26 protein-coding genes and 1 pseudogene are annotated in these 24,387 nt (G+C 67.6%); 13 read left to right on the top strand and 14 right to left on the bottom strand.

Translation table 11 applies throughout. From position 1 onward, the window contains the following. Positions 1 to 438: integrase core domain-containing protein (locus GJQ66_RS08925; RefSeq protein ID WP_155048978.1), on the top strand; the 438-nt coding region annotated here is incomplete at its 5' end. Positions 439 to 731: 293 nt separating this feature from the next. Here the strand turns inward: GJQ66_RS08925 and GJQ66_RS08920 are convergent. The 10 genes from GJQ66_RS08920 to GJQ66_RS08875 all read right to left on the bottom strand — a co-directional run bounded on the left by GJQ66_RS08920 (position 732) and on the right by GJQ66_RS08875 (position 8,221). Then, the gene (locus GJQ66_RS08920; protein ID WP_306461811.1) at positions 732 to 1,412 is read right to left on the bottom strand and encodes a hypothetical protein; all 681 of its coding nucleotides are present in this window, start codon (positions 1,410 to 1,412) and stop codon (positions 732 to 734) included. Positions 1,413 to 1,616: 204 nt separating this feature from the next. Next, positions 1,617 to 2,213 carry a DUF305 domain-containing protein gene (locus tag GJQ66_RS08915; protein ID WP_196215847.1) on the bottom strand — a complete coding sequence of 199 codons (597 nt, stop codon included), beginning with the start codon at positions 2,211 to 2,213 and terminating at the stop codon, positions 1,617 to 1,619. A 57-nt stretch (positions 2,214 to 2,270) separates the two neighbouring features. After that, positions 2,271 to 2,672, bottom strand: a complete 402-nt coding sequence (locus tag GJQ66_RS08910) for a four-helix bundle copper-binding protein (protein WP_155048977.1) — start codon at positions 2,670 to 2,672, stop codon at positions 2,271 to 2,273. 117 nt (positions 2,673 to 2,789) lie between these two features. Beyond that, positions 2,790 to 2,981, bottom strand: coding sequence for a hypothetical protein (locus GJQ66_RS08905; RefSeq protein ID WP_155048976.1), 192 nt, complete (start codon positions 2,979 to 2,981; stop codon positions 2,790 to 2,792). 222 nt (positions 2,982 to 3,203) lie between these two features. Beyond that, positions 3,204 to 4,043, bottom strand: a complete 840-nt coding sequence (locus GJQ66_RS08900; RefSeq protein WP_155048975.1) for a F510_1955 family glycosylhydrolase — start codon at positions 4,041 to 4,043, stop codon at positions 3,204 to 3,206. A gap of 143 nt (positions 4,044 to 4,186) precedes the next feature. After that, positions 4,187 to 4,795 (bottom strand): DUF305 domain-containing protein, encoded by a 609-nt coding sequence (locus GJQ66_RS08895; RefSeq protein ID WP_155048974.1) that lies wholly within the window; start codon positions 4,793 to 4,795, stop codon positions 4,187 to 4,189. A gap of 90 nt (positions 4,796 to 4,885) precedes the next feature. Next, positions 4,886 to 5,335: a DUF6153 family protein gene (locus GJQ66_RS08890; protein ID WP_155048973.1), complete on the bottom strand. Its 450-nt coding sequence runs from the start codon at positions 5,333 to 5,335 to the stop codon at positions 4,886 to 4,888. Positions 5,336 to 5,397: 62 nt separating this feature from the next. Beyond that, on the bottom strand, positions 5,398 to 7,527 hold the full coding sequence (locus GJQ66_RS08885; protein ID WP_196215846.1) for a heavy metal translocating P-type ATPase: 2,130 nt from the start codon (positions 7,525 to 7,527) through the stop codon (positions 5,398 to 5,400). A 56-nt stretch (positions 7,528 to 7,583) separates the two neighbouring features. After that, on the bottom strand, positions 7,584 to 7,907 hold the full coding sequence (locus GJQ66_RS08880) for a heavy-metal-associated domain-containing protein (RefSeq protein WP_155048972.1): 324 nt from the start codon (positions 7,905 to 7,907) through the stop codon (positions 7,584 to 7,586). Positions 7,908 to 7,939: 32 nt separating this feature from the next. Next, positions 7,940 to 8,221 carry a metal-sensitive transcriptional regulator gene (locus GJQ66_RS08875; RefSeq protein ID WP_155048971.1) on the bottom strand — a complete coding sequence of 94 codons (282 nt, stop codon included), beginning with the start codon at positions 8,219 to 8,221 and terminating at the stop codon, positions 7,940 to 7,942. 217 nt (positions 8,222 to 8,438) lie between these two features. Here GJQ66_RS08875 and GJQ66_RS08870 point away from each other — a divergent pair, with 217 nt between their 5' ends. From GJQ66_RS08870 to GJQ66_RS08845, 6 genes are all read left to right on the top strand, one after another. Then, positions 8,439 to 8,798, top strand: a complete 360-nt coding sequence (locus GJQ66_RS08870; RefSeq protein WP_053548253.1) for a helix-turn-helix transcriptional regulator — start codon at positions 8,439 to 8,441, stop codon at positions 8,796 to 8,798. Next, a complete protein-coding gene (locus GJQ66_RS08865) occupies positions 8,795 to 10,699 on the top strand; it encodes a cation-translocating P-type ATPase (protein WP_363382966.1) in 1,905 nt (634 codons plus the stop codon). The genes GJQ66_RS08870 and GJQ66_RS08865 overlap by 4 nt, the downstream gene beginning before the upstream one ends. Before the next feature lie 86 nt (positions 10,700 to 10,785). Then, entirely contained in the window at positions 10,786 to 11,247 is a 462-nt protein-coding gene (locus GJQ66_RS08860; RefSeq protein ID WP_230379484.1) for a signal peptidase II, read from the top strand. Then, positions 11,244 to 11,843 (top strand): cadmium resistance transporter, encoded by a 600-nt coding sequence (locus GJQ66_RS08855; protein WP_155048969.1) that lies wholly within the window; start codon positions 11,244 to 11,246, stop codon positions 11,841 to 11,843. The genes GJQ66_RS08860 and GJQ66_RS08855 overlap by 4 nt, the downstream gene beginning before the upstream one ends. A 167-nt stretch (positions 11,844 to 12,010) precedes the next feature. Continuing rightward, positions 12,011 to 12,568 (top strand): recombinase family protein, encoded by a 558-nt coding sequence (locus tag GJQ66_RS08850; RefSeq protein ID WP_155048968.1) that lies wholly within the window; start codon positions 12,011 to 12,013, stop codon positions 12,566 to 12,568. Between the two features lie 46 nt (positions 12,569 to 12,614). Beyond that, positions 12,615 to 13,500 (top strand): IS5 family transposase gene (locus GJQ66_RS08845; RefSeq protein WP_368732826.1). Its coding sequence is split into 2 segments (ribosomal slippage): positions 12,615 to 12,965 and positions 12,967 to 13,500, totalling 885 coding nucleotides; the frame shifts between segments, so codons are not numbered across the junction. Positions 13,501 to 13,506: 6 nt separating this feature from the next. Here the strand turns inward: GJQ66_RS08845 and GJQ66_RS08840 are convergent. Beyond that, positions 13,507 to 13,900, bottom strand: a pseudogene (locus GJQ66_RS08840) (VOC family protein). Between the two features lie 47 nt (positions 13,901 to 13,947). After that, the gene (locus tag GJQ66_RS08835; protein ID WP_155048967.1) at positions 13,948 to 14,976 is read right to left on the bottom strand and encodes a LacI family DNA-binding transcriptional regulator; all 1,029 of its coding nucleotides are present in this window, start codon (positions 14,974 to 14,976) and stop codon (positions 13,948 to 13,950) included. 116 nt (positions 14,977 to 15,092) lie between these two features. Here GJQ66_RS08835 and GJQ66_RS08830 point away from each other — a divergent pair, with 116 nt between their 5' ends. The 5 genes from GJQ66_RS08830 (at position 15,093) to GJQ66_RS08810 (ending at position 22,306) form a co-directional block, all read left to right on the top strand. Further along, a complete protein-coding gene (locus tag GJQ66_RS08830) occupies positions 15,093 to 16,382 on the top strand; it encodes an ABC transporter substrate-binding protein (protein WP_155048966.1) in 1,290 nt (429 codons plus the stop codon). A 59-nt stretch (positions 16,383 to 16,441) separates the two neighbouring features. Further along, a complete protein-coding gene (locus tag GJQ66_RS08825; RefSeq protein WP_155048965.1) occupies positions 16,442 to 17,335 on the top strand; it encodes a carbohydrate ABC transporter permease in 894 nt (297 codons plus the stop codon). Beyond that, positions 17,332 to 18,243, top strand: coding sequence for a carbohydrate ABC transporter permease (locus GJQ66_RS08820; RefSeq protein ID WP_230379482.1), 912 nt, complete (start codon positions 17,332 to 17,334; stop codon positions 18,241 to 18,243). Before GJQ66_RS08825 ends, GJQ66_RS08820 begins: the two co-directional genes overlap by 4 nt. After that, positions 18,240 to 20,825, top strand: coding sequence for an alpha-L-rhamnosidase (locus tag GJQ66_RS08815; protein WP_155048964.1), 2,586 nt, complete (start codon positions 18,240 to 18,242; stop codon positions 20,823 to 20,825). Before GJQ66_RS08820 ends, GJQ66_RS08815 begins: the two co-directional genes overlap by 4 nt. Positions 20,826 to 21,004: 179 nt before the next feature. Further along, on the top strand, positions 21,005 to 22,306 hold the full coding sequence (locus GJQ66_RS08810; protein ID WP_155048963.1) for an MFS transporter: 1,302 nt from the start codon (positions 21,005 to 21,007) through the stop codon (positions 22,304 to 22,306). Between the two features lie 63 nt (positions 22,307 to 22,369). Here the strand turns inward: GJQ66_RS08810 and GJQ66_RS08805 are convergent, their stop codons facing one another. Both GJQ66_RS08805 and GJQ66_RS08800 read right to left on the bottom strand, forming a co-directional pair. Then, positions 22,370 to 23,257 (bottom strand): VOC family protein, encoded by an 888-nt coding sequence (locus GJQ66_RS08805; RefSeq protein WP_230379480.1) that lies wholly within the window; start codon positions 23,255 to 23,257, stop codon positions 22,370 to 22,372. After that, on the bottom strand, positions 23,232 to 23,804 hold the full coding sequence (locus tag GJQ66_RS08800; RefSeq protein ID WP_230379478.1) for an NADPH-dependent F420 reductase: 573 nt from the start codon (positions 23,802 to 23,804) through the stop codon (positions 23,232 to 23,234). Before GJQ66_RS08800 ends, GJQ66_RS08805 begins: the two co-directional genes overlap by 26 nt. Positions 23,805 to 23,886: 82 nt before the next feature. Between GJQ66_RS08800 and GJQ66_RS08795 the strand changes: the two genes are divergently transcribed. Then, entirely contained in the window at positions 23,887 to 24,387 is a 501-nt protein-coding gene (locus GJQ66_RS08795) for a MarR family winged helix-turn-helix transcriptional regulator (protein ID WP_155048962.1), read from the top strand.

Below are 24,387 nucleotides of genomic sequence, written 5' to 3'. Positions count from 1 at the left end.
GACGAGCACACTCGGGAGTGCATCGGCGGGCTCACCGAACGGTCGATTACCGCTGACCGGCTCACCGCCCACCTCGAGGACCTCGTCGCCGTGCGGGGCGCCCCGGCGGTGCTCAGGTCGGACAACGGGCCGGAGTTCATCAGCGAGGCGATGGCCGACTGGGCCGGCACCCGCACCGGCCTGTCCTACATCCCTCCGGGCTCGCCGTGGCGCAACGGGTACGTCGAGTCGTTCAACAGCCGGATCCGCGACGAGTGCCTGGGCATCAACAGCTTCTACTCGCTGCTACACGCGCAGGTCATCATCGGCGACTGGAAGGACGAGTACAACCACCACCGCCGGCACTCCTCGCTCGGCTACCTACCCCCAGCCGAGTACGCTCGACAGTGCAACCATCAAATGGAAACCGACGACTCACAGAACGTCCGGACCGAATGAAGGGGGCGGCTCACCGCCACTGCGGCGGGAGCTCCGCGAGTCCCACCCGCAAATGAACGGGCGTGTGCGATGTGTGCGTCCACGTCAGCGATAACGATGTCGAGTCGAGTACGTGCAACCGAGGGAATGCCTGCACCCTAGCGTTCCTGCCGAAATCGATCGTTTGCGGAACAGCGGCCTCATGCGCGGTGTGAGCCCGCCGAAACCCAGGACCGTCTCGAAACACGGTTTTGGGACAAAAGGGTTTTTCGGGCGGGGGTTTTGGGTGGGTACCTCAGAGGTCCGTTCGACGCCTACTCGGCTCGCTCGACCTGAAAATGGACTCGGGACAGTTCAGCGTCTGCGGGCATTGCCGGATAGTGGCTCCGCAGGCCTGCGGCATCTTCGGGATCGAGCTCGCTGAGCGTCGTCGCCTCGATCGCAGTGATTGATCCGTCGAGGTGGGCGAAATCGGGATGCCCCTCGAAGACGAAAGTGGCGGCGCCTACCTGGTGGGTCTCATCCCACCGGATCGTCGACGTCTTCTCGCCCGAAAACACCGCTTCGTAGTAGCGGCGATTGAAGCGCATCATGCGTCCGGTGGGCGCGTCCGGGAAGAAGTAGGTATCGGGCAGGAGCTTGCGTATAGGGCGCATCGCGGGGCCGTCCTCACCGGGAACCGCCACCAAAATGTCGGGGTGCTGATCGAGAAGCACCTGCCGGCAGCGCCCGCAGGGCGGTATCAGCCCGCGGCGCCGATCGCCGGCGGCAGCGATTGTGAGGAGCTGTGTCGCTCCCGCTGTAGCAGCCACGCCGAGGGCTACGAGCTCCGCACACGGTCCGCCGTTGAAGTGGTAGACGTTCACCGCCTTGTGCACCCGACCGTCGATATCCATGACGGCCGCGGCGACCGTGTGATTCGGGTTCTCACCGAGAGTCGTGGCGAGCGCCTCGGCTACGTCGATGACCTGCTGCTCAGCTTCGAGTGGTTGCACAAGGGGTCACCGTAGCAGCGAGACTGCCGATCGCCTTTTTGGAGGTTTCCACAACCGCCCGAAACTGATCGTTTCTGACTGATTCGGTTAGAGTCTCACGGCGAGCTGCCGCAGTGGCTCTCCGAAACTCATTCGGTGGTGGGGACTTTCAGCGGACCTCGGTGACTATCTCGTCGCAGACATCTGGGCCACGCCCGGGCGTCGCTACTCGTCGTCGGTGCATTCACGGTCGGCAGCCCGGTCGAAGTCGGGAACGGGCCGGTTCTGCGCGTCCTCGGGTGTCGTGGCGAGTCCGTTGCGTTCAATATCGTCGATCAGCCAGTCCATTTCTAGGATCTCTCGCCGCTGAGCTTCGCTGATCCCGACGGCGAGCTCGCAGACCCGGATGTCCTGAATCTGCGCTCGTTCAGATCTGGTGATCGCAAGGGAGTGGTGGGGAATCATGGCCCGCATGTATGCGGTGTCGTCGACGGTGATCTGGCTACGGTCGAGCGCGACGCCGCCTCCGAGCAGGAGGACGCTGACGATGACGACGGCGATGTTCGCTTTGGTGTTCTTGTACATGTTCAGCATCCAGGCGAGCATGACGAGGCCCATGGCGCCGCCCATGGTGAGGGCCATGAATACGCGGCTCTCGCTGAAGCGGATGTGTCCCCATTCCCACACTCCGGCGAACATCGTCCAGTACATCACGACCATGCCGGTAAGGATCATCGCCGCGAAACGCAGGTACATCTTCAGCGAGCCGTGCTTCTTGTCCTTTGCCTGTCGTTCGCTTCCTTCATGGGCGTCCTGTGACATGTGATTCACCTGTTCGTCTGGATTGGTTGCGCGTCGCGCGGTTGACGAGCGTCCGGTTCAGAGGGTTGCGAGGAGTGTGGCGCACGCGTCTTCGCATCGCCAGCAGGCCGCGGCACACACGGTGCAGTGTTCGTGCATGGTGTGCTTCTCGCACTCGTCGGCGCAGCTCGCGCACGCGGTGCGGCACGCTTCCAGGGCTGCCCGGGTGAGGTTGGAGTCGTAGCCGGTGTGTCGGGATAGGATGCGCGCGGTGGTGTCGCAGAGGTCGGCGCAGTCCAGGTTCGTGCGGATGCACTTCGTGAGCTCTGAGACCATCTCCTCGCTCAGGCACGCATCCGCGCATGCGGTGCACGATTGGCCGCATTCCATGCAGGCCTCGATACAGTCCACGAGCGCCTTCTGGTCGACCTGTCCGAGGTCCTTCGGATAGGTGCGGAGCATTTCTGCTGCGACAGTCATGATCGAATCCTCTCGTCGTCCTGGAGCTCTCAAACTACGATCGCGGTGTCGCCTGCGGCACCCCGTTGAATACCCCGGGAGGGCATGGTAGCCCCAACCGTGATGCGGCCTCAACGCTCAGGGCGCAGTGTCTCGTTGATCCGTTCCCGCAGGCGGGGGATCTCGCAGGATCAATGCCATGGCAGCCATGACGATGATCAGTGCGATGTCGTAGCTGGCGACTGTGTAGGTCCACCAGGCCGCATCGGTCGATTGCGTGTCGCTCAGCAGGTGCGCGAGTGCGAGGACCGGGCCCGTGGCCAGGAGCACGTACCCGAGGCGAACGAGGCGTCGATGCGTTCGCACAGGATCGAGCGGGTGGGTTCCGGCGCGGGTCATTGGAAGATCGCTCCGATCGTGAGGAAGCTGACGGTGGCGAGGAGGGCGACGGCGATCGTCGCGACGATGATGAAGAAGGTGGGGTTCCGCAATGGGTTCTTGGGTTCGTCCATGAGATGTCTTTGAGTGCGGGGCTTTGTCAGTATCCGCCTCCTATTGGGCGGGGCTGAGGACGGTCGTGCCGTCTGGGGTGATCCCGACGATGCCGCGGTCATCGACGAGGATGATGCGCTCGTCGATGGCGGTGAGGGCTTGGACGGCGCCGTGCAGTGATTCCAACTTCTGCCAGGCACCGTTCTCGTCTTGTGACCACAGGACGCCGTCCGTACCCACGCCGACAAGGCTGCCATCCGCGCGCGCCTCCAGGGCGTACAGGACAGGGGCCGCGTCGACGGGGGTGAAAGTGTTGCCGCCGTCGGTGCTGAGGAGGAGGCCTTGTTCGGCTGCGGCGTATACGCCGGATTCGGTGGCGGCGAGATCAGCGGCACCGAGGGGTGCCCGCTCTGTCCAGGTGCTTCCCTCGTCGGTGCTGGTGAGCAGGTTCACTTGACTGGAAGGGACGCCGTACAGGACGCCGTCGGGTCCTGCGGTCAGGACGTGGAAGTCGGTGGTCCCGTTGAGGGCGATCGGGGACCAGGAGTTCCCGTAGTCGTCGCTGCGGATGATGCCGAGGTTCGGGACTCCCAGTTCAGGCGGGGTGTCTTCCCCGGGGTGTCCGGACGCGAACAGCGTGTCTTTCCAGGCGGTGAACCCCATGGCGTCGAAATCGTGTCCGCCGATCGGGCCGGAGATCTTCCCGCCGGGGTCGAGGGTGAAGATGCCGTTGTGCGTGGCGATGAACAGGTCATCGCCACGTGGGTCTTCGGCGATGCCGTGGATGTGGTCGATGCGGGGTGCCGAGTCGGGGTCTTCGAGCGGTGTTGCGGTGCAGCCGGTGGCGATGACGGCGAGGGCGGTCACCGTGGCAGTGGCGAGAAGGAGTGAGCGTTTCATGAAGGCTTCCGATGGCGGCCGCGGGACGGCCTGACTTCGCGGCGCGCGCGGCAGGAGCGCACCGACATGTAATGGATGTCGAGGGCGTGGCAAAGGGGTGGCAGGTGAGGGCGGGCCGAACGTTTTCTCGGCCCGCCCGGGTCCTAGAGCTGTTCCAGCAGTTCCTGCATTGCGGCGATCTCTGCGGTCTGATCGTCGATCACCTGCTGTGCGAGGTCGAGGACGTCCGGGTTCTGCGCCTCGTCAAGGGCGGTCTGCGCCATGTCGACGGCACCTTCGTGGTGCACGATCATCTGTTCGAGGAACAGACGGCTGGCCTCGGCGGCATCTGCGTTCTCCAGCAGGGTTATGTCTTCTTCCGACATCATGCTGTCGTCACCGCCCATTGACCCATGGTCCATACCGCCCATGGAGTCAGGGGCGTAGTCCACGCCCCAGTCTTCGAGCCATCCAAGCATCTTGTCGATTTCGGGACCCTGCGCTGCTTTGATCTGTTCGGCGAGCTCGACCACGCGTGGGTCTGCCCCGTCCTTGGCGAGCAGGATGTCGGCCATCTCGATGGCCTGCTGGTGATGCGGGATCATCATCGTGACGAACATCTCATCCGCCTCAGTCGCCTGTGAGGTCGACGACGACTGCGACGGGGAGGTGGTCTCGCTGGACGGCGCGGTGCCGCTGTCCGCGCAGCCGCTGAGCGCCAGCGCGAGTGTCAGAATGCCGGTGCTGACAGCGAGGGCGATCTTCTTGTTCATGATTGTTCCTTCGATAAGTCGTATGAGGGTTCGCAAATAACGGCGCCAGGCGGCGCCACGAAACCGACCGCTCGGGTCGGCGGCGACTACTCAGGTGCGACTTATCGAAAGGAACGTGAGCGAGGGAGCCCGCGGAAAAACACCGGTCGCACCCCATCTCACCAGGCTCATCGCTCGGTGAAGGGGCAGGCCGCGACCGTGGATCAGCGTCGGAGGAAGCAGCAGCAGGAGGCCGGCGAGTAGCGCGAGCACGCAGGCCGTCAGCATGTCGTTGTGGCCCTGGTCGGGCCCGGTGCTTACGTGACAGGGCCCATCGCAGGCGGTGCCCACGCTGTCGGGGCTGCCCATCACGTCAGGGGCGTGCTCATCGCCGGCTGCGGATGTTGAGTGGGTGAGCCCGGGCGATCCGTGCCCGGCTGGTTCGGCGGTGAAGGTGTGCATGGCCAGCAGCCCGACGATGACCATGAGCGTGGCCGCGCCGAGCATCAACAGCGCGCGCAGCGACAGCTGCGGGCGTGCGCTGCGAAACGCGACATGCATGCGGGGACCCTCCACTCTGCTCAGGAGGCTAACACCGCAGACTATGCGCCTCTGATTCCCGGCTACGTGCCCGTCACCGCGTCCGGGCGCAGATCCAGTCGGCGCAGCAGCTGTGCATTGAGGGCGACCACGATGGTCGACAGAGACATCAGCAGCGCACCCACTGACATGGGCAACACGAACCCGATCGGGGCGAGCACGCCGGCCGCGAGGGGGACGGAGAGCAGGTTGTAGCCGGCGGCCCACCAGAGGTTCTGTTTCATCTTCCGGTAGCTGGCCCGCGACAGCTCGATCACCGACAGCACCGAACGGGGGTCGTCGCTGGCGAGGATGACGCCCGCGGACGCGATCGCGACATCCGTTCCCGCGCCGATGGCGATACCGACGTCGGCCTGCGCGAGCGCGGGGGCATCGTTGACACCGTCTCCAACCATCGCGACCTTGCGGCCTTCGCCCTGAAGCTCTTTCACCTTCGAGGCCTTGTCCTCCGGTCGGACCCCGGCGAAGTAGCGGTCGATGCTGAGTTCGCTCGCGACCGAGGCGGCAACCGCGTCGGCGTCACCGGTGATCATGACCACCTGCACGCCGCGCTCATGGAGGGCGTCGACGGCGTGACGCGACTCCGAGCGGATCTCATCCGCCAAGCGCAGCGCACCGGCGACCTGACCGTCGACGAGCACGTGAAGGATGATCGCCCCCTCATCGCGCCATTCGTCGGCGACCGGCAGCTCGGAGGCATGCTCCTGCTCGAGCATGTACGGGCCACCGACCTGCACGATGCGTCCATCGACACGTGCACGCACCCCAACCGCCGGGGAAGATTCGAAGTCGGACGAGGAAGGGACCGTGAGAGTCTTCTCCTTCGCCGCGTTCACGATCGCGCGAGCGAGCGGGTGCTCGGAGTCTGCTTCCGCGGCCGCCGCCCACGCCAGCAACTGATCAGGGTCGGTTCCGGAGACGGGGTCGATCGCGGTCACAGCGGGAGTGCCCTTGGTGAGCGTGCCGGTCTTGTCGAACAGGACGGTATCGACGGTGCGCATGCTCTCCAGCGCGAGACGATCCTTGATCAGAACGCCTCCACGCGCGGCCCTCTCGGTCGCGATCGACACGACGAGCGGAATCGCCAGGCCCAGAGCGTGCGGGCAGGCGATTACCAGCACGGTGATCGTGCGGATCACTGCGGCGTCGGGCAGGCCGACGACCGTCCAGACGATCGCGGTGATGGCGGCAGCGCCGAGTGCGAACCAGAACAGCCACCCTGCCGCCTTGTCTGCGAGTCGCTGCGCTCGTGAGGATGAGTTCTGCGCCTCGGTCACCAGTTTCTGGATCCCGGCGAGAGCAGTGTCTTCACCGATTGCGGTGATCTCGACCCGGACCCCGGAATCGGTGGCGACGGTGCCGGCGATGACTTGGTCGCCGTCGCTGCGACGTACCGGGCGCGATTCGCCGGTGATCATCGACTCGTCCATGCTGGCCGAGCCCTGCACGATCCTCCCGTCCGCGGGCACCCGCCCACCCGGGCGCACCACCACGACATCACCCACCTGCAGATCAGACGGGGCGACCGTCACGGTCGTATCTCCCTCGATCTTCTCCGCCTCGTCGGGCAGCAACGCAGCCAGCGAGTCCAGTGCCGAGGTCGTCTGTGCGAGCGAACGCATTTCTATCCAGTGACCGAGCAGCATGATCACGATTAGCAGCGCCAGCTCCCACCAGAAGTCCAGCTCGTGATGCAGCAGCCCGAGGCTCGCGCCCCAGGATGCGAGGAACGCCACAGTGATCGCCAGGGCGATCAGCAGCATCATGCCGGGCTTACGGGCACGCAGCTCACTCACCGCGCCGGTGAGGAACGGGGCACCACCCCACACGTACATGACCGTCCCGAGAACCGGGGATACCCACCCGATCCACGCGGCCTCCGGCAGCGGGTACCCGAGCAGCATCGAGAACATCATCGAGAACCCGACAACAGGGACCGCGAGGATCAGCATGATCCAGAACAATCGCCGGAACTGGCCCACGTGATCGCCGTGGCCGGCGTGGCGGGCGTGGCCCTCGTGACCGCTGTGACCGGCGTGTTCTTGAGGAGCGCCGTGATCGTGGCTCATCGCCGCGTGGTCATGCTGCGCTGTCGGCGCACCGCCGTGATTCTCGTGTCCAGTGTGATGGGTGTGTTCGTCGTGCTGGCTCATCGGTAACCCTTGCTCGGATGCGCCCGGGGATGACCCGGGTGCGGACGGATAGTGGGTCAGGCGTGACCGGTCGCGAGGCTGTAGCCGGCCTCTTCGACCGCAGCCCTCACGGCAGCGGGATCGACAGGGGATGCGCTGTGGATCGTCACTCGGGACGGGCCGCCAGTGTTCAGGTCGACGGTGACGGACGCGACACCGTCCAGGGCGCTCAGTTCCTCACTGACGCTCGACACACAGTGTGAGCACGTCATCCCGGTGACCAGGACATCCTCCGAGACCGGGGTCGTGACAGGAGTGGATGCTTCGGTGTTCGATGGAGCGGCGCAGCACGCGCAACCAGCGTTCGCGTCCTTCAGTCCGAGTTCGATGCGGTCAGTCATGGTGAGTTCCTCCCAAGTAGTTCGACGAGTGGTTATGAACGGACCAGGCGAGCGATGGCATCGTTTGCTTCGCGGACCTTCTCCGCGGCAACCTCGCCACCCTCAGCGCTTGCCTGGGCGACGCAATGACTCAGATGGTCGCTGAGAAGCGACAACGCCACAGTTTCAAGCGCCTTCGTGGCCGCAGCGACCTGCGTCAGGATGTCGATGCAGTACTTGTCCTCATCGACCATCCGAGAGATACCCCGCATCTGACCCTCAACCCGACTCAATCGCTTACGCAGATCCGCCTTGTTGTCGGTGTAACCGTTCATGCTCACAAGATACCCCCTAGGGGTATCCAACTCAACGGGTGCCGGTCTATTCCCGAAAGGCAGCCTTGATGCCCGGGTCGTCTTTGGCGCCGCCGGCCAGGCGTCGACGATGCCGGAAGTGATGCCCGCCCAGGTGAGCGTCTCGAACCGGTGGAAGCCGTTTGAGGATGCATGAAGACGGCGGTAAACTGTACATCGCACAATGTATAGTCATCGTATGCTGACTATTTCAGATCGACTTGACGTGATGAACCGGCTCGGGCGGGCGATGGCTGACCCTACTCGTTCGCGCATCCTGCTGACCCTTCTTGACGGACCGAGCTACCCGGCGGTGTTGTCTCGGGAGCTGGGGCTGTCTCGTTCCAACGTCTCGAATCACCTGACGTGTTTGCGCGGGTGCGGGATCGTGGTGGCTGAGCCCGAGGGGCGGCAGACTCGCTACGAGGTCGCAGACCCACACCTTGCCCGCGCCTTGACGGCGCTGGTTGACGTGACGCTCGCGGTCGATGAGAGTGTGCCGTGCATGGACCCGGACTGTGGGGTCGAAGGATGCGTGGCGGGGGAGTTGCGGGCGTGAGCTCGGTCACGGGTTCGCACGTCGAGCATGTCGACCTCGACGACGATGATGACGATGACCGGCCGTGGTACCGGAGCCCGGGCGTTCTGATCCCGATTTTCTCCGGCGTGGTGTTCGGCGCCGGCCTGGTGTGCGAGTGGACCGGCGCAGAGGCCGCGGGCCTGGTGCTGTTCTGGGTGGCTCTGTTGTTGGGTGCGTCGACTTTCGTTCCGGGTGCGCTGCGCAAGCTGTTCGCGAAGCGAAAGCTCGGGATCGGACTGTTGATGACGATCAGCGCTACCGGTGCAGTCATCCTCGGCTACGTCGAGGAAGCCGCCGCGTTGGCGTTCCTGTACTCCATCGCGGAAGCGCTGGAGGACAGGGCCATGGACCGTGCACGCGCGGGCTTGCGGGCGTTGTTGAAGCTCGTACCCGAAACCGCACTCGTCAAGAGAGGCGACGCGACGTCCGAAGTGGAGGCGAAGGATCTGCGCGTGGGAGACGTGCTCGTGGTGCGCCCGGGTGAACGGGTAGCCACAGACGGCATTGTGCGGACTGGGCGGAGCAGCCTGGATACCTCAGCGATCACGGGCGAGTCGATCCCGGTCGACGTCGATCCCGGCAACGAAGTCTCTGCCGGGTCGATCAACACCACAGGCGTTCTCGAAATCGAGGCGACCGCTGCTGGCACCGACAACTCGCTGACGACGATCGTCGAGCTGGTCGAGCAGGCGCAAGCTGAGAAGGGCGACCGGGCGCGACTGGCTGACCGGATCGCCCGTCCTCTCGTTCCCGGAGTGATGATCCTCGCGGTTCTGGTCGGTGTGCTCGGTTCGCTCCTGACTGGCGATCCCGAGCTGTGGATCACCCGCGCCTTGGTCGTGCTGGTCGCCGCGTCCCCGTGCGCCCTGGCGATCGCTGTTCCGCTCACCGTCGTAGCCGCGATCGGTGCAGCATCGAAGTTTGGTGTGGTGGTGAAGTCCGGGGCCGCGTTCGAGAGGTTTGGTGGGATCCGCCATCTCGCTGTCGACAAGACCGGCACCCTGACCCGCAATGAGCCCACCGTGGCCCGCGTCGTCACCGTCGCGGGGACGACCGAGGACGATGTGCTCGCGTGGGCGGCGAGCTTGGAGGGTCACAGTACGCACCCCCTGGCTGCTGCGATCACCACCGCCGTTTCCGAGGCCCGAACCGCGGAGGCCGTCAGTGAGACTGCCGGACACGGCATCTCTGGCACGCTCGACGGTGCCCGTATCGCGGTGGGTAGCCCGCGCTGGCTGGACGCCGGTTCGCTGGACGGCGAGGTGCAGGCAATGGAATCCGAGGGGATGACTGTGGTTATCGTGCACCGCAACGACCAGCCTGTTGGCGCGGTAGGAGTGCGTGATGAGCTGCGCCCTGAAGTTTCCGATGTCATCGCAACCCTCACCCGACGTGGAATCGCGGTGACAATGCTCACCGGCGACAACGCTCGCACCGCCGCAGCTCTGGCCGCACAGGCCGGGATCAGCGATGTGCGCGCCGAGCTACGCCCCGAGGATAAAGCTGCCGCTGTCGCAGCACTGTCGAAGTCGCAACCCACGGCCATGATCGGGGACGGCATCAACGACGCCCCCGCGCTGGCTTCCGCGGACTTGGGAATCGCGATGGGAGCGAAGGGCGCGGATGCCGCGATCGAGTCGGCCGATGTTGCGTTCACTGGACATGACCTGCGCCTTATCCCGCAGGCACTGGAACACGCACGCCGTGGCCGCAACATCATCAATCAGAACGTTGTGCTGTCCATCGCGATCATCGCGGTGCTGTTGCCCTTGGCGATTACCGGATACCTAGGTCTGGCAGCCGTCGTCCTTGTTCACGAGGTCGCAGAGGTTGTCGTTATCCTCAACGGGCTCCGAGCGGCGCGACGGAGAAAGGCATGACCCGGCCCGATGACGGAATCACTCTCGGCAGAGCCACTCGTGGGGACGCGACGAGTTCGCCCGACCGAGCGTCCGCGCGAAGCCGATTGCTGCGGTTCCTACTCGCAGTAGGTGTCGCAGCGGTCGCCGTCTGGGTCGACCAAGGCACGAAGGCACTCGCCCTTGCACGGCTCAGCGAGGCCGACCGAGTCCCCATCCTCGGAGACTGGCTCGGGCTGCAGCTCGCGTTCAACCCTGGCACCGTGATGTCTCTCGGCGCCGACGCGACCTGGCTCCTGACCGTCTTGGCCGCTGCCGCATCCATCGCGCTGCTCATCGCCGCGACGCGCGCCCGAACGGCTGGGTGGGCGATCGCGATCGGACTCCTGTGGGGAGGCGCGGTTGGCAACCTGCTGGACCGCTTGCTCGCTCCGCCCGGATTCGGTCGCGGTCACGTCACCGACTTCCTGGCCTACGGCAACCTCTTCATCGGCAACCTTGCCGACGTCATCCTCGGCGTCGGCGTGGGACTTGGCTTGTTGCTCTATCTCCGGAAAGCGAACACATGATTCTCTCTGTCCTCCAAGCGATCGGTCTGTTCCTAGCCACGAACATCGACGACATCATCGTGTTGTCCCTATTCTTCGCCCGCGGCGCGGGGCAACGCGGCACGACAACTCGAATCCTGGCGGGTCAGTACCTGGGATTCGTCGGCATTCTCGGCGCTGCCGTACTCGTTTCCCTCGGCGCCGGAGCCTTCCTTCCGCCCGAGGTCATTCCATACTTCGGCCTCATCCCGCTGGCGTTAGGACTATGGGCAGCTTGGCAAGCATGGCGCCGCCGGCACGACGATGATGACGATGAGGCGAAGATCGAAGGCAAGAAGGTTGCTGTCTGGGCCGTAGCTGGGGTCACCTTCGCTAACGGCGGTGACAACATCGGCGTCTACGTCCCCGTTTTCCTCAACGTCGGACCCGCGGCGGTGGTCGCATACTGCGTCGTGTTCCTCGCGCTCGTTGCTGTGCTCGTCATCGTGGCCAAGTTCATCGCCACGCGACGTCCGGTCGCCGAGATCTTGGAACGTTGGGAACACGTCCTGTTCCCTTTCGTCCTCATCGGGCTCGGTGTATTCATCCTGATCAGCGGAGGAGCATTCGGGCTCTGAGACCGCGCAACGCCGTCAAACAGGCTGACTGCCCCCTGCCGTAAACGATCGTTTTCGGCGGCCATGTCGACGTCGACGGCCGAGCACACGACACGCCGAGGGGTGATCCGCCGAAACCCCCTGCCGAAACCGAATCGCGCCGGAACGTCGGCAGTACCGTTTTCGGCATGGCACATGAAGTCGGCTACGCCCGAGTCTCCAAGCGCGAACAGAACCCCGACGCGCAGGAGGCTGAGCTACGCGCGGCAGGCTGCGAACGAGTGTTCGTCGACCACGGCGAGTCCAGCCGGGTCGCGGACCGCCCGCAGTGGCGTGCCTGCCTCGACTACCGCCGGCCGGGGGACACCTTGAAAGTGCGCCGCCTCGATCGGCTCGCGGGCAGCGAGCGCATCCTGATCGAGACGTTGCAGGACCTCGACGCGCGACAGGTGAACATCGTGAGTCTGACGGAGCCGATGATCGACACCACGACGCCGATGGGTCGCGCCCTTTTCGGCATCGTCGCCGTGTTCGCGCAGCTTCGCGTTGACACGATCCGCGAGAACACGACACGCGGGCTTGAGTACGCCCGTAGCCAAGGCCGCGTCGGTGGCCGGCCAAGTGTCATGACTCCCGAGCGGATCGCGACAGCTGAACGGATGCGGGCTGAGCGCCAGAGCTGGGAGAGTATCGCCCGCGTGCTCGGGATTGGTGCCACCAGCGTGCGCCGTGCGCTCAACCCCTAGGGCGTGTCTCCTAATTCGCGAGGTCGCCTCGCGGGATGATTCTTGAGTGAGTCGGGATGCGGTGCTGTCGGATGCCCAGTGGGAGCGGATCCGTCCGTTGCTGCCCTCGTCGGTGGGCCGGCGGGGACGCCCGTTCCGAGACGATCGTCGGGTGGTCGAGGGGATCATCTGGCGGTATCGGGTGGGAACGCCGTGGCGTGACGTGCCGCGCTCGTTCGGTCCCTGGCAGACACTGTGGAAGCGGCACCGCCGCTACTCCGGCGACGAGACGTGGGACCGGATCCACGCGGAGTTGCTCGCTGACGCCGACGCGATCGGCGGTGTGGATTGGGCGGTGCGCGTGGACTCCACGATCGACCGCGCGCATCAGCATGCGACGAACCTTCCGCGGGACACAGGGGGCTCTGTCGAATTCCAGGAATCTGCGCGAGGAGCCGGCTGATCACGCCATAGGTCGGTCGCGGGGCGGGTTGAGCACGAAGATCCATCAGCTCGTCGACGGGCGTGGGCTGCCGCTGGTGATCATGGTCGGTCCTGGACAAGCGGGCGACTCCCCGATGTTTCCCGTCCTGATGAACCATTTCCGTGTCGGGCGGCGGGGTCCGGGTCGGCCTCGCTCTCGTCCCGACCGGGTGCGCGGCGACAAAGCGTACTCATCTCGCGCGATACGGCATCACCTGCGCTCCCGAGGCATCGTCGCGGTCATCCCCGAGCCCGCCGATCAGCAGGGTCATCGCAGACGTCGTGGTGCCCGTGGTGGCCGCCCCGTCGGCTACGACCACGACGACGAGGGACGCAACGTCGTCGAGCGCGGGTTCAACGACACTAAGCAGTGGCGCGGACTCGCCACCCGATACGACAAGCTCGCGCTCACCTATCGGGGCGGTGTCGTCCTCCGCGCGATCACGCTCTGGCTCAAGGCCACCACGTGACGATCATCACGACTCATCGGCGACGACCTCTGCTTTGAATCCGGCGGAGTTCTCCAGCCAGCCGGCGTAGTGATCCAGGCCTCCTGCGTGTGGATACCGTTCCTGATACAACGGCTGCCAGCCGTGATGCTCCGCCCGAGCCATGATCGCGTCGACACGGGAGGGCGTGCCCGCCCTGAATGCGAGATGGTTCACGCCTGGCGCCCTCCGATCGTGCGTCACCGCGGACAGGTTCGGGGAGGTTGTGAGCGTCAGATAAGCGCCGCCAGCGGCCCACGACTCCCCCCTCGGCCCACTCGCCCTCGCGCTCGAAGCCGAGCTCGCGAAGCAGCCAGCCCCATTCAGCTCGAGCCTCCGCAAGATCCGCGATCCACACCTCGACATGATGAAACCCCGCCACGCCCTACAGTCTCTCAACACCGCCAACAGCGCTTTGGGAGACACGTCCTAGCTGCTACGCCCCGAGCTCGCGCGGACCACGAGCGTGGGCTGCATCGTGACGGTGCGGTGCTCGTGCTCCTCGGGGGCGAGGATCTCTTCGATGAGGAGCGCCGCGGCCGACAGGCCCATGTCGAGACCCGGCTGGGCGACCGACGTGATCGGCACGGCGGTGTCGTGTGCGAAGTGGTTGTTGTCGTGCCCGATCACCGCGATGTCCTCGGGCACGCGGATCCCGGCGACGAGGAGCGAGTGGATGGCGCCCGCGGCGAGGGCGTCGGACGCCGCGACGAGCCCGTCGGGGCGGCGCCGCGGGGGTCGCGCCGCGATCTCGTCGCCGAGCGCGGTCCCGCCGCGCACCGTGATGCGCTCGGTCTCGACGACCTCGAGCTCGAGTCCGGCCTCGTCCGCGGCGCGGCGCGCGCCCCGCAGGCGGTCCGCGATCGCGCGGAGCGAGAACGGCCCGCCCGAGAACATCAGGCGGGTTCGGCCGCGCTCGATGAGGTGGCGCGCGGCGATGTAGCCGCCGTGCTCGTCGTCGCTCACGACGCCGCACGAGCTGTCGTCCCCCGGCCAGTTGACGAGGACGAGGGGCGTGCCGCGCTCGCGCACCGCCGCCGCGTCGTCGAGCGGTCCGTCGAGGGGGGCGAGGATCATCCCGGCCAGCTGCGACTCCTCGAACAGCGCCAGATGTGCGCTCTGCTTGGCGTGATCGACGTCGCTGTTGGCGAGGATGAGCCGCTTGCCCTGCTCGTCGAGGCCCGACTCGATGCCGCGCGTGATGTCGAGGAAGAACGAGTTGCCCAGGTCGACGACGACGAACCCCACGGTGTCGGAGCGCCCCGCCGCGAGTCGCCGCGCCGCGTCGTTGCGGACGAAACCGAGCGACGCGATGGCCCGCTCGACGCGCTCGCGCGTGCCCGCCGCGACGACCTCGGGGTTGTTCAGGACGTTCGACACGGTGCCGAGCGAGACGCCCGCGGAGGACGCGACGTCCTTCATGGACGGGCGGGTGCGGGTGCCGGGAATGCGCTTCATGATCCTCACATTCTGCGCCGCATCGTCGCGGCCTTGCGCTTGAAGCGTTTCAAGCCTACTCTTTGAAGCGCTTCAAACCCACGCGGACGTGGATTGCCGCGAATCGAGGAGGATTCATGAAGGTCACCCGAAAGATGCTCACCCGGGGCGCAATGATCACGGTCGCGGGCGCCTCGGCGCTCGCGCTCACCGCGTGCGGCGGGGGCGGCGGGCAGTCGAGCGCCGACGCGCTCTCCGTGCTCGTCAACGTCGAGAACACCGAGGTCCCCGCCGTTCTCGACACGCTGGCGGCGGGCGCGTGCTCGGCCGAGGCCGAGGCCATGCCCGTCGAGGTCGACACGACGCCGCAGACGAACCTCGACCAGCAGCTCCAGCTCCTCGCGGGCCAGGGCGCCCTGCCCGTGCTCTTCTCCGCCGGAAACGCCCCGTCGCTGACGGCCGAGCTCGCGGACGCGGGCAACGTCGCCGACTTCGAGGAGGTCCTCGGCGACCTCGGCATCGCGGACCAGATCGAGCCCGCGGCCGTCTCGACGATCGAGAACCTCTACGGCGGCTTCCGCGCGCTGCCCTTCGAGTACAACGTCGAGGGCATCTGGTACAACACGGCGATCTTCGCCGAGAACGGTATCGACGAGCCGCAGACGTTCGACGACCTCGTTGCCGCGGCCGAGACGCTGTCGGCCGCGGGCGTGCAGCCCTTCTCCGCGAGCGGCGAGCAGGGCTGGCCCATCACGCGCCTCATCTCGAGCTACCTCTTCCGCGACCTCGGACCCGACGCGCTGCAGAAGGTCGCCGACGGCGAGGCCGCGCTGACGGATCCGGAGTACGTCGCGGCCGCGCAGGCGATCGCCGACCTGGGTGCCGAGGGCTGGTTCGGCCAGGGCGTCGGATCCATCGACATGGCCACGAGCGAGAACCAGTTCCTCAATGGGTCCGCCGCCATGTTCTACATGGGCAGCTGGTTCCTCTCCGGGCTCAACGACCCCGAGATGAACCAGATCGGCGTGGAGAACGTCGGCTTCATGCCGTTCCCCGGCGTGGAGGGCGGCGCGGGCGACCGCTCGCAGCTCGCCGCGAACGTCGGCCTGCCGCTGACGATGAACGCGAATCTCGTGAACGACGACACGACGCCGTGGCTCGAGTGCATCGTCGAGAACTACGGCGCCACGGCGCTCGAGCAGGAGAACCGCGTGTCGGGCTTCGCGCTCAACGAGGAGGTCGCCGACGTTCCCGAGCTGACCGCCATGGTGCAGGAGCAGGTCGCGAACACGGAGACCACCGTGCTGTGGTTCGAGGCGCTCTTCTCGGCCGAGGCGACCACCACGAGCCAGCGCAACGCGGCCCCGCTCCTGACGGGCAGCATCACGCCCGAGGAGTTCATGGAGATGGTCCAGGCCGACCTCTGATTCGCCGCGGGCGGCGGCGCGGATCCGCGCGCCGCCGCCCACCTTCAGGAGACACCCCTATGAAGAACGTTCTCGGAGACAAGCGCGCCGCGTTCACGCTGCTCGCGCCCGCGCTCATCATCTACTCCGTCGTCATGCTGCTCCCGGTCGTGTGGTCGCTCGGGTACACGCTGTTCGAGGGCAACGCGATCAGCGGCTTCTCGTTCGTCGGGCTGGACAACTTCGTCCGCCTGTTCGGCGACGCGGAGGCGCACCAGGCGCTGTGGTTCACGCTGAAGTACGCCGTGGTCGTCACGGTCGGCCAGGTCGTCGTCGGCTACCTGCTCTCGCTGCTCTACGTGTTCGGCCTCAAGCGCGCCTCCGGGCTCGTGCGCACGCTCGTGTTCTTCCCGATCGTCATGCCGACGGTCGCGGTCGCGCTGCTGTTCCAGCAGCTGTTCTCGATCGCGCCGACGGAGGGCGTCGTGAACTCGTTGCTCTCGGGCCTCGGTGGCGTCCCCGTCGACTGGTTCGGCGACGGCGGGAGCGCGTTCGTCGTGATCGCCATCATGGACATCTGGCGCTCGATGGGCTTCTACGGCGTGCTTCTGTACGCGGGGCTCGTTGACATCCCCGAGGATGTGCTCGAGTCGGCCCGCATCGACGGGGCGAGCGGCTGGAAGCTCGTGCGGCATATCGTCTTGCCGCTGTCGCTCCCGGTGCTCGTCTCCTCCATCATCTTCTCCATCAATGGCACGTTGAAGGTGTTCGACAGCATCATGGCGCTGACCTCGGGCGGGCCGGGCACCTCCACGAGCCCCCTCACGATCTCCGTCTTCGACCACGCGTTCACCTACGGCGAGTACGGCTACGGATCCACGCTCGCGATGCTGCTGACGATCATCAGCCTCATCGTGACCGTGTTCATCTTCCGCAGCTCCCGCCGCGATCTGACGAAGGACAGCGCACGATGAGTACGACCGATTCCACCCGCGTGGTCTCCACGCGCGGACCGCGAGCCGATCGGATCCGCATGCCCCGCCGGCGGCGCGCGCGCGTGCAGCTGCGCCGGCTTCCGCTGTGGATCGCGATCGCCGCGCTCCTCGTCATCGTCGGGTACCCGCTGGTGTGGCTGTTTCTCGGCTCGTTTAAGACACAGCGCGAGTTCCTCGAGGAGCCGACGTGGGCGCTGCCGCAGCAGTGGAGCTTCGAGAACTACACGACGGCGTGGCAGACGGCCGACCTCGGCACGGCCCTGTTCAACAGCGCGATCACGGTGCTGCCCGCCCTGTTCTGCATGCTGTTGTTCGGCACGGCGGCGGCGTTCGCCCTCGAGGTGCTCGTGTGGAAGGGCCGCGGCGCGGTCCTCATGATCTTCCTCGCGGGGATCATGGTGCCCGCCCAGATGATCCTCCTGCCCCTGTTTAGCGCGTACTTCCAGATCGGCATCACGGGCTCGCTGTGGCCGCTGTTCCTGACGTATACCGCGACGGGAATGCCCCTGACCGTCTTCCTCATGGCGACCTACTTCCGCGCGATTCCGCGCGAGGTCTTCGAGGCGGCGACGCTCGACGGCGCGACGATCTATCGGCAGTTCTTCTCCATCGCGTTGCCGATGATGAAGAACGGCCTGTTCACCGTCGGCCTGGTGCAGTTCTTCTTCTTCTGGAACGACTTGCTCATCGCGTTGACCTTCGCGAACTCGGGCACCCTGCGCACGCTGCAGGTCGCGCTGCTGAACTTCAACGGCAACTTCGGCACGACGCAGTACGGCCCGCTCTTCGCCGCCGTCAGCATCAACGTGTTCGCGCTCCTCATCATCTACCTCGTGCTCAACCAGAGCATCCAGAAGGGGCTCACGGCCGGGGCGGTCAAGGGATGAGCGCGCGCGAGGAGCGCGAGCCCGTCGGCGTCTCCGCCCCGCGGTTCGAACAGGTGGATCACGCGCTGGGGATTGGCTCCGCGGCGCCGCGCCTCAGCTGGCGCACCCAGGCGCCCGCGGGCTGGCGGCAGGCCGCGTGGCAGGCCGAGGCGCGCCGGGCCTCCGGGACCGAGGAGGCGCAGGGAACCGGCGCCGATCAGGTGCTCGTGTCCTGGCCGTTCGCCCCGCTGGCCTCGCGCGAGCGCGCCGAGGTGCGCCTGCGCGTGCGCGCCGACGACGGCGCCTGGTCGCAGTGGGGAGCGTGGGCGCCGGTCGAGGCCGGCCTGCTGTCCGAGCGCGACTGGGCGGCGCGCCCCGTGGGCGCCGGATGGGACGAGGCACCGGACACCGAGCGTCGCCCGGCCCTCGTTCGGCGCGCGTTCGCGCTGACCTCAGCGCCCGTCTCCGCGCGTCTGTACGTCACGGCGCACGGGCTCGCGGAGGTCGAGATCAACGGGGGCCGCGTGGGCGATCACGAGCTCCTGCCGGGGTGGACGTCGTACCGCGACCGCCTCGTGTACTGGACCTTCGACGTCACGGAGCACCTGCGCGCGGGCGAGAACCGCATCGGCGCGTGGCTCGGCGACGGCTGGTACCGCGGGCGCCTCGGCTTCAACGGCGGCCACCGCGACCTGTACGGCACCGACCAGTCGCTTATCGCGCAGCTCGAGGTGACCCTGGCTAACGGATCCGTCGTGACGGTCGCGACCGACGAGGACTGGGAGGCGGCGCCGAGCCCCGTCATGGTGTCCGGCCTCTACGACGGCGAGGTCTACGACGCTCGCGCCGAGCGCGCGGGCTGGTCGTCGCCGGGCGGATCTGCCGACGGGTGGTCCCCCGTCGCGGTGCATCGCCGCGACCCGGCAACGCTCGTCGCGCCGACCCTGCCGCCCGTGCGCGCGACCGAGGAGCTCGCGCCGGTGGCCATCGACGCGACGGGCGACGGCGGGTTCCTGCTCGACTTCGGGCAGAACCTCGTGGGACGGCTGCGCGTGCGCGTGGACGGCGCCGCGGGGCACGAGGTCGTGCTGCGCCACGCGGAGGTCCTCGAGCAGGGCGCCCTCGGGATCCGCCCTTTGCGCCTCGCCGCCGCACGCGACGTGCTGACGCTTGACGGCCGCGGCCCGCGGTCCTGGGAGCCGCGATTTACGTTCCACGGGTTCCGCTACGCGACGATCCACGGGGTCGACGAGATCCGCCCCGGTGACGTGGTCGCACGCGTGCTGCACTCCGACATGCGCCGGACCGGGACCTTCCGCTCGTCGAACGAGGAGCTGAACCGGCTCCACGAGAACGTCGTGTGGGGCATGCGCGGGAACTTCGTGAGCATCCCGACCGACTGCCCGCAGCGCGACGAGCGCCTGGGATGGACGGGGGACATCCAGGTCTTCGCCCCCACCGCCTCTTTCCTGTACGACTGCGCCGGCTTCCTCGAGAGCTGGCTGCAGGACGTCGCTCTCGAGCAGCTCGACGACGGCACGGTGCCGTGGTTCGTGCCGTCCATCCCGGGCGGTCCGACCTGGAACCCGATCCGGACGGGCGCCGTCTGGGGCGACGTCGCCGTGCTGACGCCGCTCGCGCTGCACGAGCGCTTCGGTGACGAGGGCGTGGTCGCCGCGCAGTACGACAGCGGCCGCGCGTGGGTGGAGCGGATGATCCGCGAAGCTGGCGAGGAGCGCCTGTGGCGCTCGGGTCACCAGCTGGGCGACTGGCTGGATCCGGCCGCGCCGCCGGAGGACCCGGCCGACGCGCGCACCGACCGCTATCTCGTCGCGCAAGCGTACTTTGCGTTCACGACGCGGCGGATGGCGGAGATGGCCCGCCTCGTCGGTCGCACGGCGGACGCCGAGCGGTACGCGCGCATCGCGGGCGAGGCGCGCGACGCATTCCGCGCCGCGTATGTCACCCCGGCGGGGCTCCTCACGAGCGACGCCCAGACGGCCTACGCCCTCGCGATCCGCTTCGACTTGCTGTCGGCGGCCGAGCGCGTCAGCGCGGGAGACCGCCTCGCCGCGCTTGTGCGCGAGGCCGGGGGCCGCATCGCCTCGGGCTTCGCCGGCACGCCGGTCATCACGGACGCCCTGACGGACACGGGGCACCTGGACGAGGCGTATCTGCTGCTCCTGGCGACCGAGTGCCCGTCGTGGCTTTACACCGTGCGCCAGGGCGGGACGACGATCTGGGAGCGCTGGGACTCCATGCTCGCGGACGGCACGATCAACCCCGGCGAGATGACGAGCTTCAACCACTACGCGCTCGGGTCCGTCGCGGACTGGATGCATCGCGCCATCGGCGGGCTCGCGCCGGCGGCGCCCGGGTATCGCCGCGTGGTGTGGCAGCCCCGTCCCGGCGGCGGCCTCGACAGCGCGGAGGTCGGATTCGACTCGCCGTACGGCGAGATCCGCGGATCCTGGGCCCGCGAGGGCGAGCGGATCCGCTATCGCCTCGCGGTGCCGACGGGCGTCGACGCGGAGATCCGCCTCCCCGGCGCGGACGCCCCGATCGCGCTCGAGCCCGGGGCGACGTTCGAGGTCGTGGCGTAGCACCCTGAGCGCGGCGCCCCTCCTCCCGACCGGGAGGGGCGCCGGGCATCCGTTTGGCGAATCCCAGAAAACTGTCGTACAGTCGTCCGCTGGCGCCTGAATCGTTTCACACGTGGTGAGGCGAGATCGGAGGCAAAGCCGCCGGCGCCGCACGCAGTTTTCAAGGAAGAGACGGACGCATGGCACGCATTGGTGCGAAGAACACGACGGGATGGAAGGCGACCATCGCCGTCGCGATGTCGAATTACATCGAGGCCGGGTCGATCATCGCGATCGCGACGAGCCTCGGATTCTGGCAGGCCGAATTTGGATTCTCCGACGGGTTCGCCGGTCTCCTCGCCGCGCTCAGCGCCAACGCCTTCGGCGCCGCGATCGGCGCCATCATCGGCGGCCCGCTGTGCGACCGCCTCGGGCGCAAGTTCATCTACACCTACGACCTCATGGTCTACATGGTGGGTGTCTTGATCGCCGCGTTCGCCGTGAACAGCGGCATGCTGATGGCGGCGTTCGTCATCACGGGTATTGCGGTGGGCGCGGGCGTTCCGGCCTCGTGGACCTACATCGCCGAGGAGGCGCCGAGCGAGAAGCGCGCCGCCCACGTCGGCACGGCGCAGCTGGCCTGGTCGGTGGGCCCGGCGATCGGCTTCTTCCTCGCGGCGCTGCTCGAGCCGCTCGGCCTGTTCGGCTCGCGCATCATCTTCGTGCACCTCTTCGTCGTCGCGTTCATCACGTGGTGGGTCCGCCAGGGGCTCTCGGAGTCCAAGCGCTGGACCGAGACGAACAACGTGCGCACGCAGAACCCGAGCGCGAAGGTGCTCGGCGGATCCGGCTTCCGCGGCCTGTTCAGCCGCAAGAAGAACATCACGGCGCTGATCTTCCTCGTCGGTGTGTACGGGTTCTGGAACACCGTCGCCGGCCAGGCGGGCATCTTCATGCCGCGCGTGTACGACGCCGCCGGGTTCACGGACTCGCAGCAGCAGTTCTTCCTGCAGTCCTTCCTGTGGCTGTGCACGGTCATCGGGACGTACTTCGGGTTCATGGCGCTCGCCGACCGGATGTCGCGCCGTCTGCTGTACTTCATCGGCGCCGTCATGGGCATCGCCGGCTGGGTCGTGCTCGTGTACGTGCCCGCCTCCACGGGGACGATGTTCGCGTTCGCGATCCTCTGGGGCCTCGCCTCGGGCATCGGCGCGCAGGCGTTCTATGGTCTCTGGACCGCGGAGCTGTTCTCGACCGGATACCGCGCGTCCGCGCAGGGCTTCCTGTTCTTCACGGCCCGCATCATGGTCGGCATCCTCAGCTACGGCTTCCCCGTGTGGCTGACGACGATGGGCCTGCACGGCCTCGGCGCGATCCTCATCGCGATCCTCTCCGTGTCCCTCCTCGTCGGCACGATCTGGGCGCCGAAGACCCAGGGCAAGACCCTCGAGGAGATCGAGGAGGAGCGCTACGGCTCCGAGAAGGAGACCGCGCGCGTGTGAGCGCGTCCCCGCACGCGACGAAGCCCGCCGCCCCGAGGGGTGGCGGGCTTCGTCGTATGCGGGTCAGGCGATCGCGAGGCGCACGTCGTTGCCCCACGGATCCGAGAACGTCACCGTCCGGCCGTCGTCGCGCGGGTCGACGCCCGCGTACCGCATGCGCTCGACGGCCGCGCCCAGGTCGTCCGAGCTCGGCAGGGCGATGTCGACGGATCCGAGCCCCAGCGTCTGCTGGCGCCGGCCCGCGCCGCGGCTCGACCAGACGTTCATGGCCATGTGGTGGTGGTATCCGCCGGCGCTGACGAAGAGCGCGCCGGGCACCTCGGCCGTCGTGGCGAAGCCGAGCCGGCGCACGTAGAACTCGCGCGCTTCGTCCACGCTGCCGACGCTGAGGTGCACGTGCCCGACGCGGGCGTCCCCGACCCGCGGATCCGCGAGCGTCTCGGGCGTGAGGTGGTCGCGCAGGAAGGCGTTCGGGTCGAGGCCCTCCGTGCCCATGACGACGCGCCCGTGCGCCCAGCTCCACGCCGTGCGCGCGCGGTCCCGGTACAGCTCGACGCCGTTGCCCTCGGGGTCCGTGAAGTAGAACGCCTTGCTCACGAGGTGGTCGGCGCTGCCCGTGAAGGTCCCCGGCGCCGCGCGCGCCACCGAGGCCACCGCGGCGGCCAGGGCGGCGTCCGAGTCGAACAGGATCGCCGTGTGAAACAGGCCGGCCTCGCGCGGGGACGCGTGCCGCAGCTCGGGCGCGTGCTCGAGGATCACGGTCGGCACGGATCCGCGCCCCAGCACCGCGGCGGCGCCCTCGTGCCGCAACAGCTCGAGGGGCACGGCCCGCGTGTAGTAGCCGATCATGGCGTCGAGGTCGGCCACGCGCAGCGTGACCGGGCCCATGGTCGTATCCGCGGCGAGCAGGTCGGCCGCGGCGGGCTCAGCCGACGAGCGCGAATCCGCCATCCCAGCCCACCTTCTCCCCGGCCGCGAGGGTGAGCTGCAGGAAGCCGATCGCCTCGAGCTCGCGCGCCCGCGACAGCGCGCCGGCGTCGACCGCCCGCACGCCCCCCGCCGCGATGGCGGTGACGAGCGCCTCCTTGGCGGCCGCGTCGTCCCCGGCGACGAGCACGGTGGTCGGCTCGCCGCCGACGGTGCCGGACGCGAGCGTCGCGGCGAACGTGGTGTTGAACGCCTTGAGAACGCGGGAATCGGGCAGGAGCGCCTGGAGCTCGGCCGCTGCCGAGCTGTCGGCGGGGACGACGAGCGCGTCGAAGGTCGCGAAGTCGAGCGGGTTGGTGATGTCGACGACCGTCTTGCCCGCCAGGTCGGCGCGGTACTCCGCGGCGATGGCGGCGAGCGCCGGGTATGGGACGGCGAGCACCACGATGTCGCCGGCGACGTCCTGTCGCGGGTCGTCGTGGGCGATCGTCTGGATCTCCGCGCCCCCGCGCGAGAGCACGCCCGCGATCGCCTGGGACATGGATCCGGTTCCGAAGATGGTGACGGTCATGAGGGGTCCTTTCGAGAGGTTGTGGGAACAACTATCTACCGGAACACGGTTGATGCGACAACTATTCCCGTAGGGTGAGGGCATGTCGAGGTCGAGGTCGTTCACGGACGAGGAGCAGGCGACGTGGGCGCCGCTCGCGGCGGTCATGGAGCTGCTGCCGGCCCGGATAGACCAGCAGCTCGCCCGGGACGACGCGCTCACCCACTTTGACTACCTCGTCATGGCGGTCCTCACGCGGGCGCCCGGGCACACCGTGCGCATGAGCGAGCTGGCGTCGGCGACGAACGCGACGCTGCCCCGGCTCTCGCACGTCGTCACGCGCCTCGAGAAGCGCGGCTACGCGCGGCGCGAGCGCGCCGCGGACGATGCCAGGGCGATCGACGTCGTGCTCACGCCCGACGGGCGGCGCAAGGCGATCTCCGCGACGCCCGCGCACGTCGAGAACGTGCGAGACGCGGTGCTCGACGCGCTGGATGCCGACCAACGCGCGCAGCTGCGCGAGATCGCCTACGCGATCCTCGACCGCCTGGACCCCGAGGGCCGCTTCGCCGTCACGCGGACGGATCCGTTCGGCCGCGGCTGA

Origin of the sequence: Microbacterium sp. ZXX196 (assembly GCF_009709595.1) — a bacterium.
In the GTDB taxonomy this organism is placed as follows: Bacteria; Actinomycetota; Actinomycetes; order Actinomycetales; family Microbacteriaceae; genus Microbacterium; species Microbacterium excoecariae.
The sequence above is the reverse complement of the archived record's forward strand: the minus strand, read 5'-3'. Positions and strand labels throughout refer to the sequence as shown.

Coding starts and splice junctions, on each gene's coding strand:
- GJQ66_RS08910 (WP_155048977.1), bottom strand. CDS start 2,672: ATGACTGTCGCAGCAGAAATGCTCCGCACCTATCCGAAGGACCTCGGA.
- GJQ66_RS08900 (WP_155048975.1), bottom strand. CDS start 4,043: ATGAAACGCTCACTCCTTCTCGCCACTGCCACGGTGACCGCCCTCGCC.
- GJQ66_RS08850 (WP_155048968.1), top strand. CDS start 12,011: ATGGCACATGAAGTCGGCTACGCCCGAGTCTCCAAGCGCGAACAGAAC.
- GJQ66_RS08815 (WP_155048964.1), top strand. CDS start 18,240: ATGAGCGCGCGCGAGGAGCGCGAGCCCGTCGGCGTCTCCGCCCCGCGG.
- GJQ66_RS08870 (WP_053548253.1), top strand. CDS start 8,439: ATGCTGACTATTTCAGATCGACTTGACGTGATGAACCGGCTCGGGCGG.
- GJQ66_RS08825 (WP_155048965.1), top strand. CDS start 16,442: ATGAAGAACGTTCTCGGAGACAAGCGCGCCGCGTTCACGCTGCTCGCG.
- GJQ66_RS08800 (WP_230379478.1), bottom strand. CDS start 23,804: ATGACCGTCACCATCTTCGGAACCGGATCCATGTCCCAGGCGATCGCG.
- GJQ66_RS08915 (WP_196215847.1), bottom strand. CDS start 2,213: ATGTCACAGGACGCCCATGAAGGAAGCGAACGACAGGCAAAGGACAAG.
- GJQ66_RS08830 (WP_155048966.1), top strand. CDS start 15,093: ATGAAGGTCACCCGAAAGATGCTCACCCGGGGCGCAATGATCACGGTC.
- GJQ66_RS08875 (WP_155048971.1), bottom strand. CDS start 8,221: ATGAACGGTTACACCGACAACAAGGCGGATCTGCGTAAGCGATTGAGT.
- GJQ66_RS08810 (WP_155048963.1), top strand. CDS start 21,005: ATGGCACGCATTGGTGCGAAGAACACGACGGGATGGAAGGCGACCATC.
- GJQ66_RS08835 (WP_155048967.1), bottom strand. CDS start 14,976: ATGAAGCGCATTCCCGGCACCCGCACCCGCCCGTCCATGAAGGACGTC.
- GJQ66_RS08885 (WP_196215846.1), bottom strand. CDS start 7,527: ATGAGCCAGCACGACGAACACACCCATCACACTGGACACGAGAATCAC.
- GJQ66_RS08880 (WP_155048972.1), bottom strand. CDS start 7,907: ATGACTGACCGCATCGAACTCGGACTGAAGGACGCGAACGCTGGTTGC.
- GJQ66_RS08805 (WP_230379480.1), bottom strand. CDS start 23,257: ATGGCGGATTCGCGCTCGTCGGCTGAGCCCGCCGCGGCCGACCTGCTC.
- GJQ66_RS08895 (WP_155048974.1), bottom strand. CDS start 4,795: ATGAACAAGAAGATCGCCCTCGCTGTCAGCACCGGCATTCTGACACTC.
- GJQ66_RS08855 (WP_155048969.1), top strand. CDS start 11,244: ATGATTCTCTCTGTCCTCCAAGCGATCGGTCTGTTCCTAGCCACGAAC.
- GJQ66_RS08820 (WP_230379482.1), top strand. CDS start 17,332: ATGAGTACGACCGATTCCACCCGCGTGGTCTCCACGCGCGGACCGCGA.
- GJQ66_RS08890 (WP_155048973.1), bottom strand. CDS start 5,335: ATGCATGTCGCGTTTCGCAGCGCACGCCCGCAGCTGTCGCTGCGCGCG.
- GJQ66_RS08795 (WP_155048962.1), top strand. CDS start 23,887: ATGTCGAGGTCGAGGTCGTTCACGGACGAGGAGCAGGCGACGTGGGCG.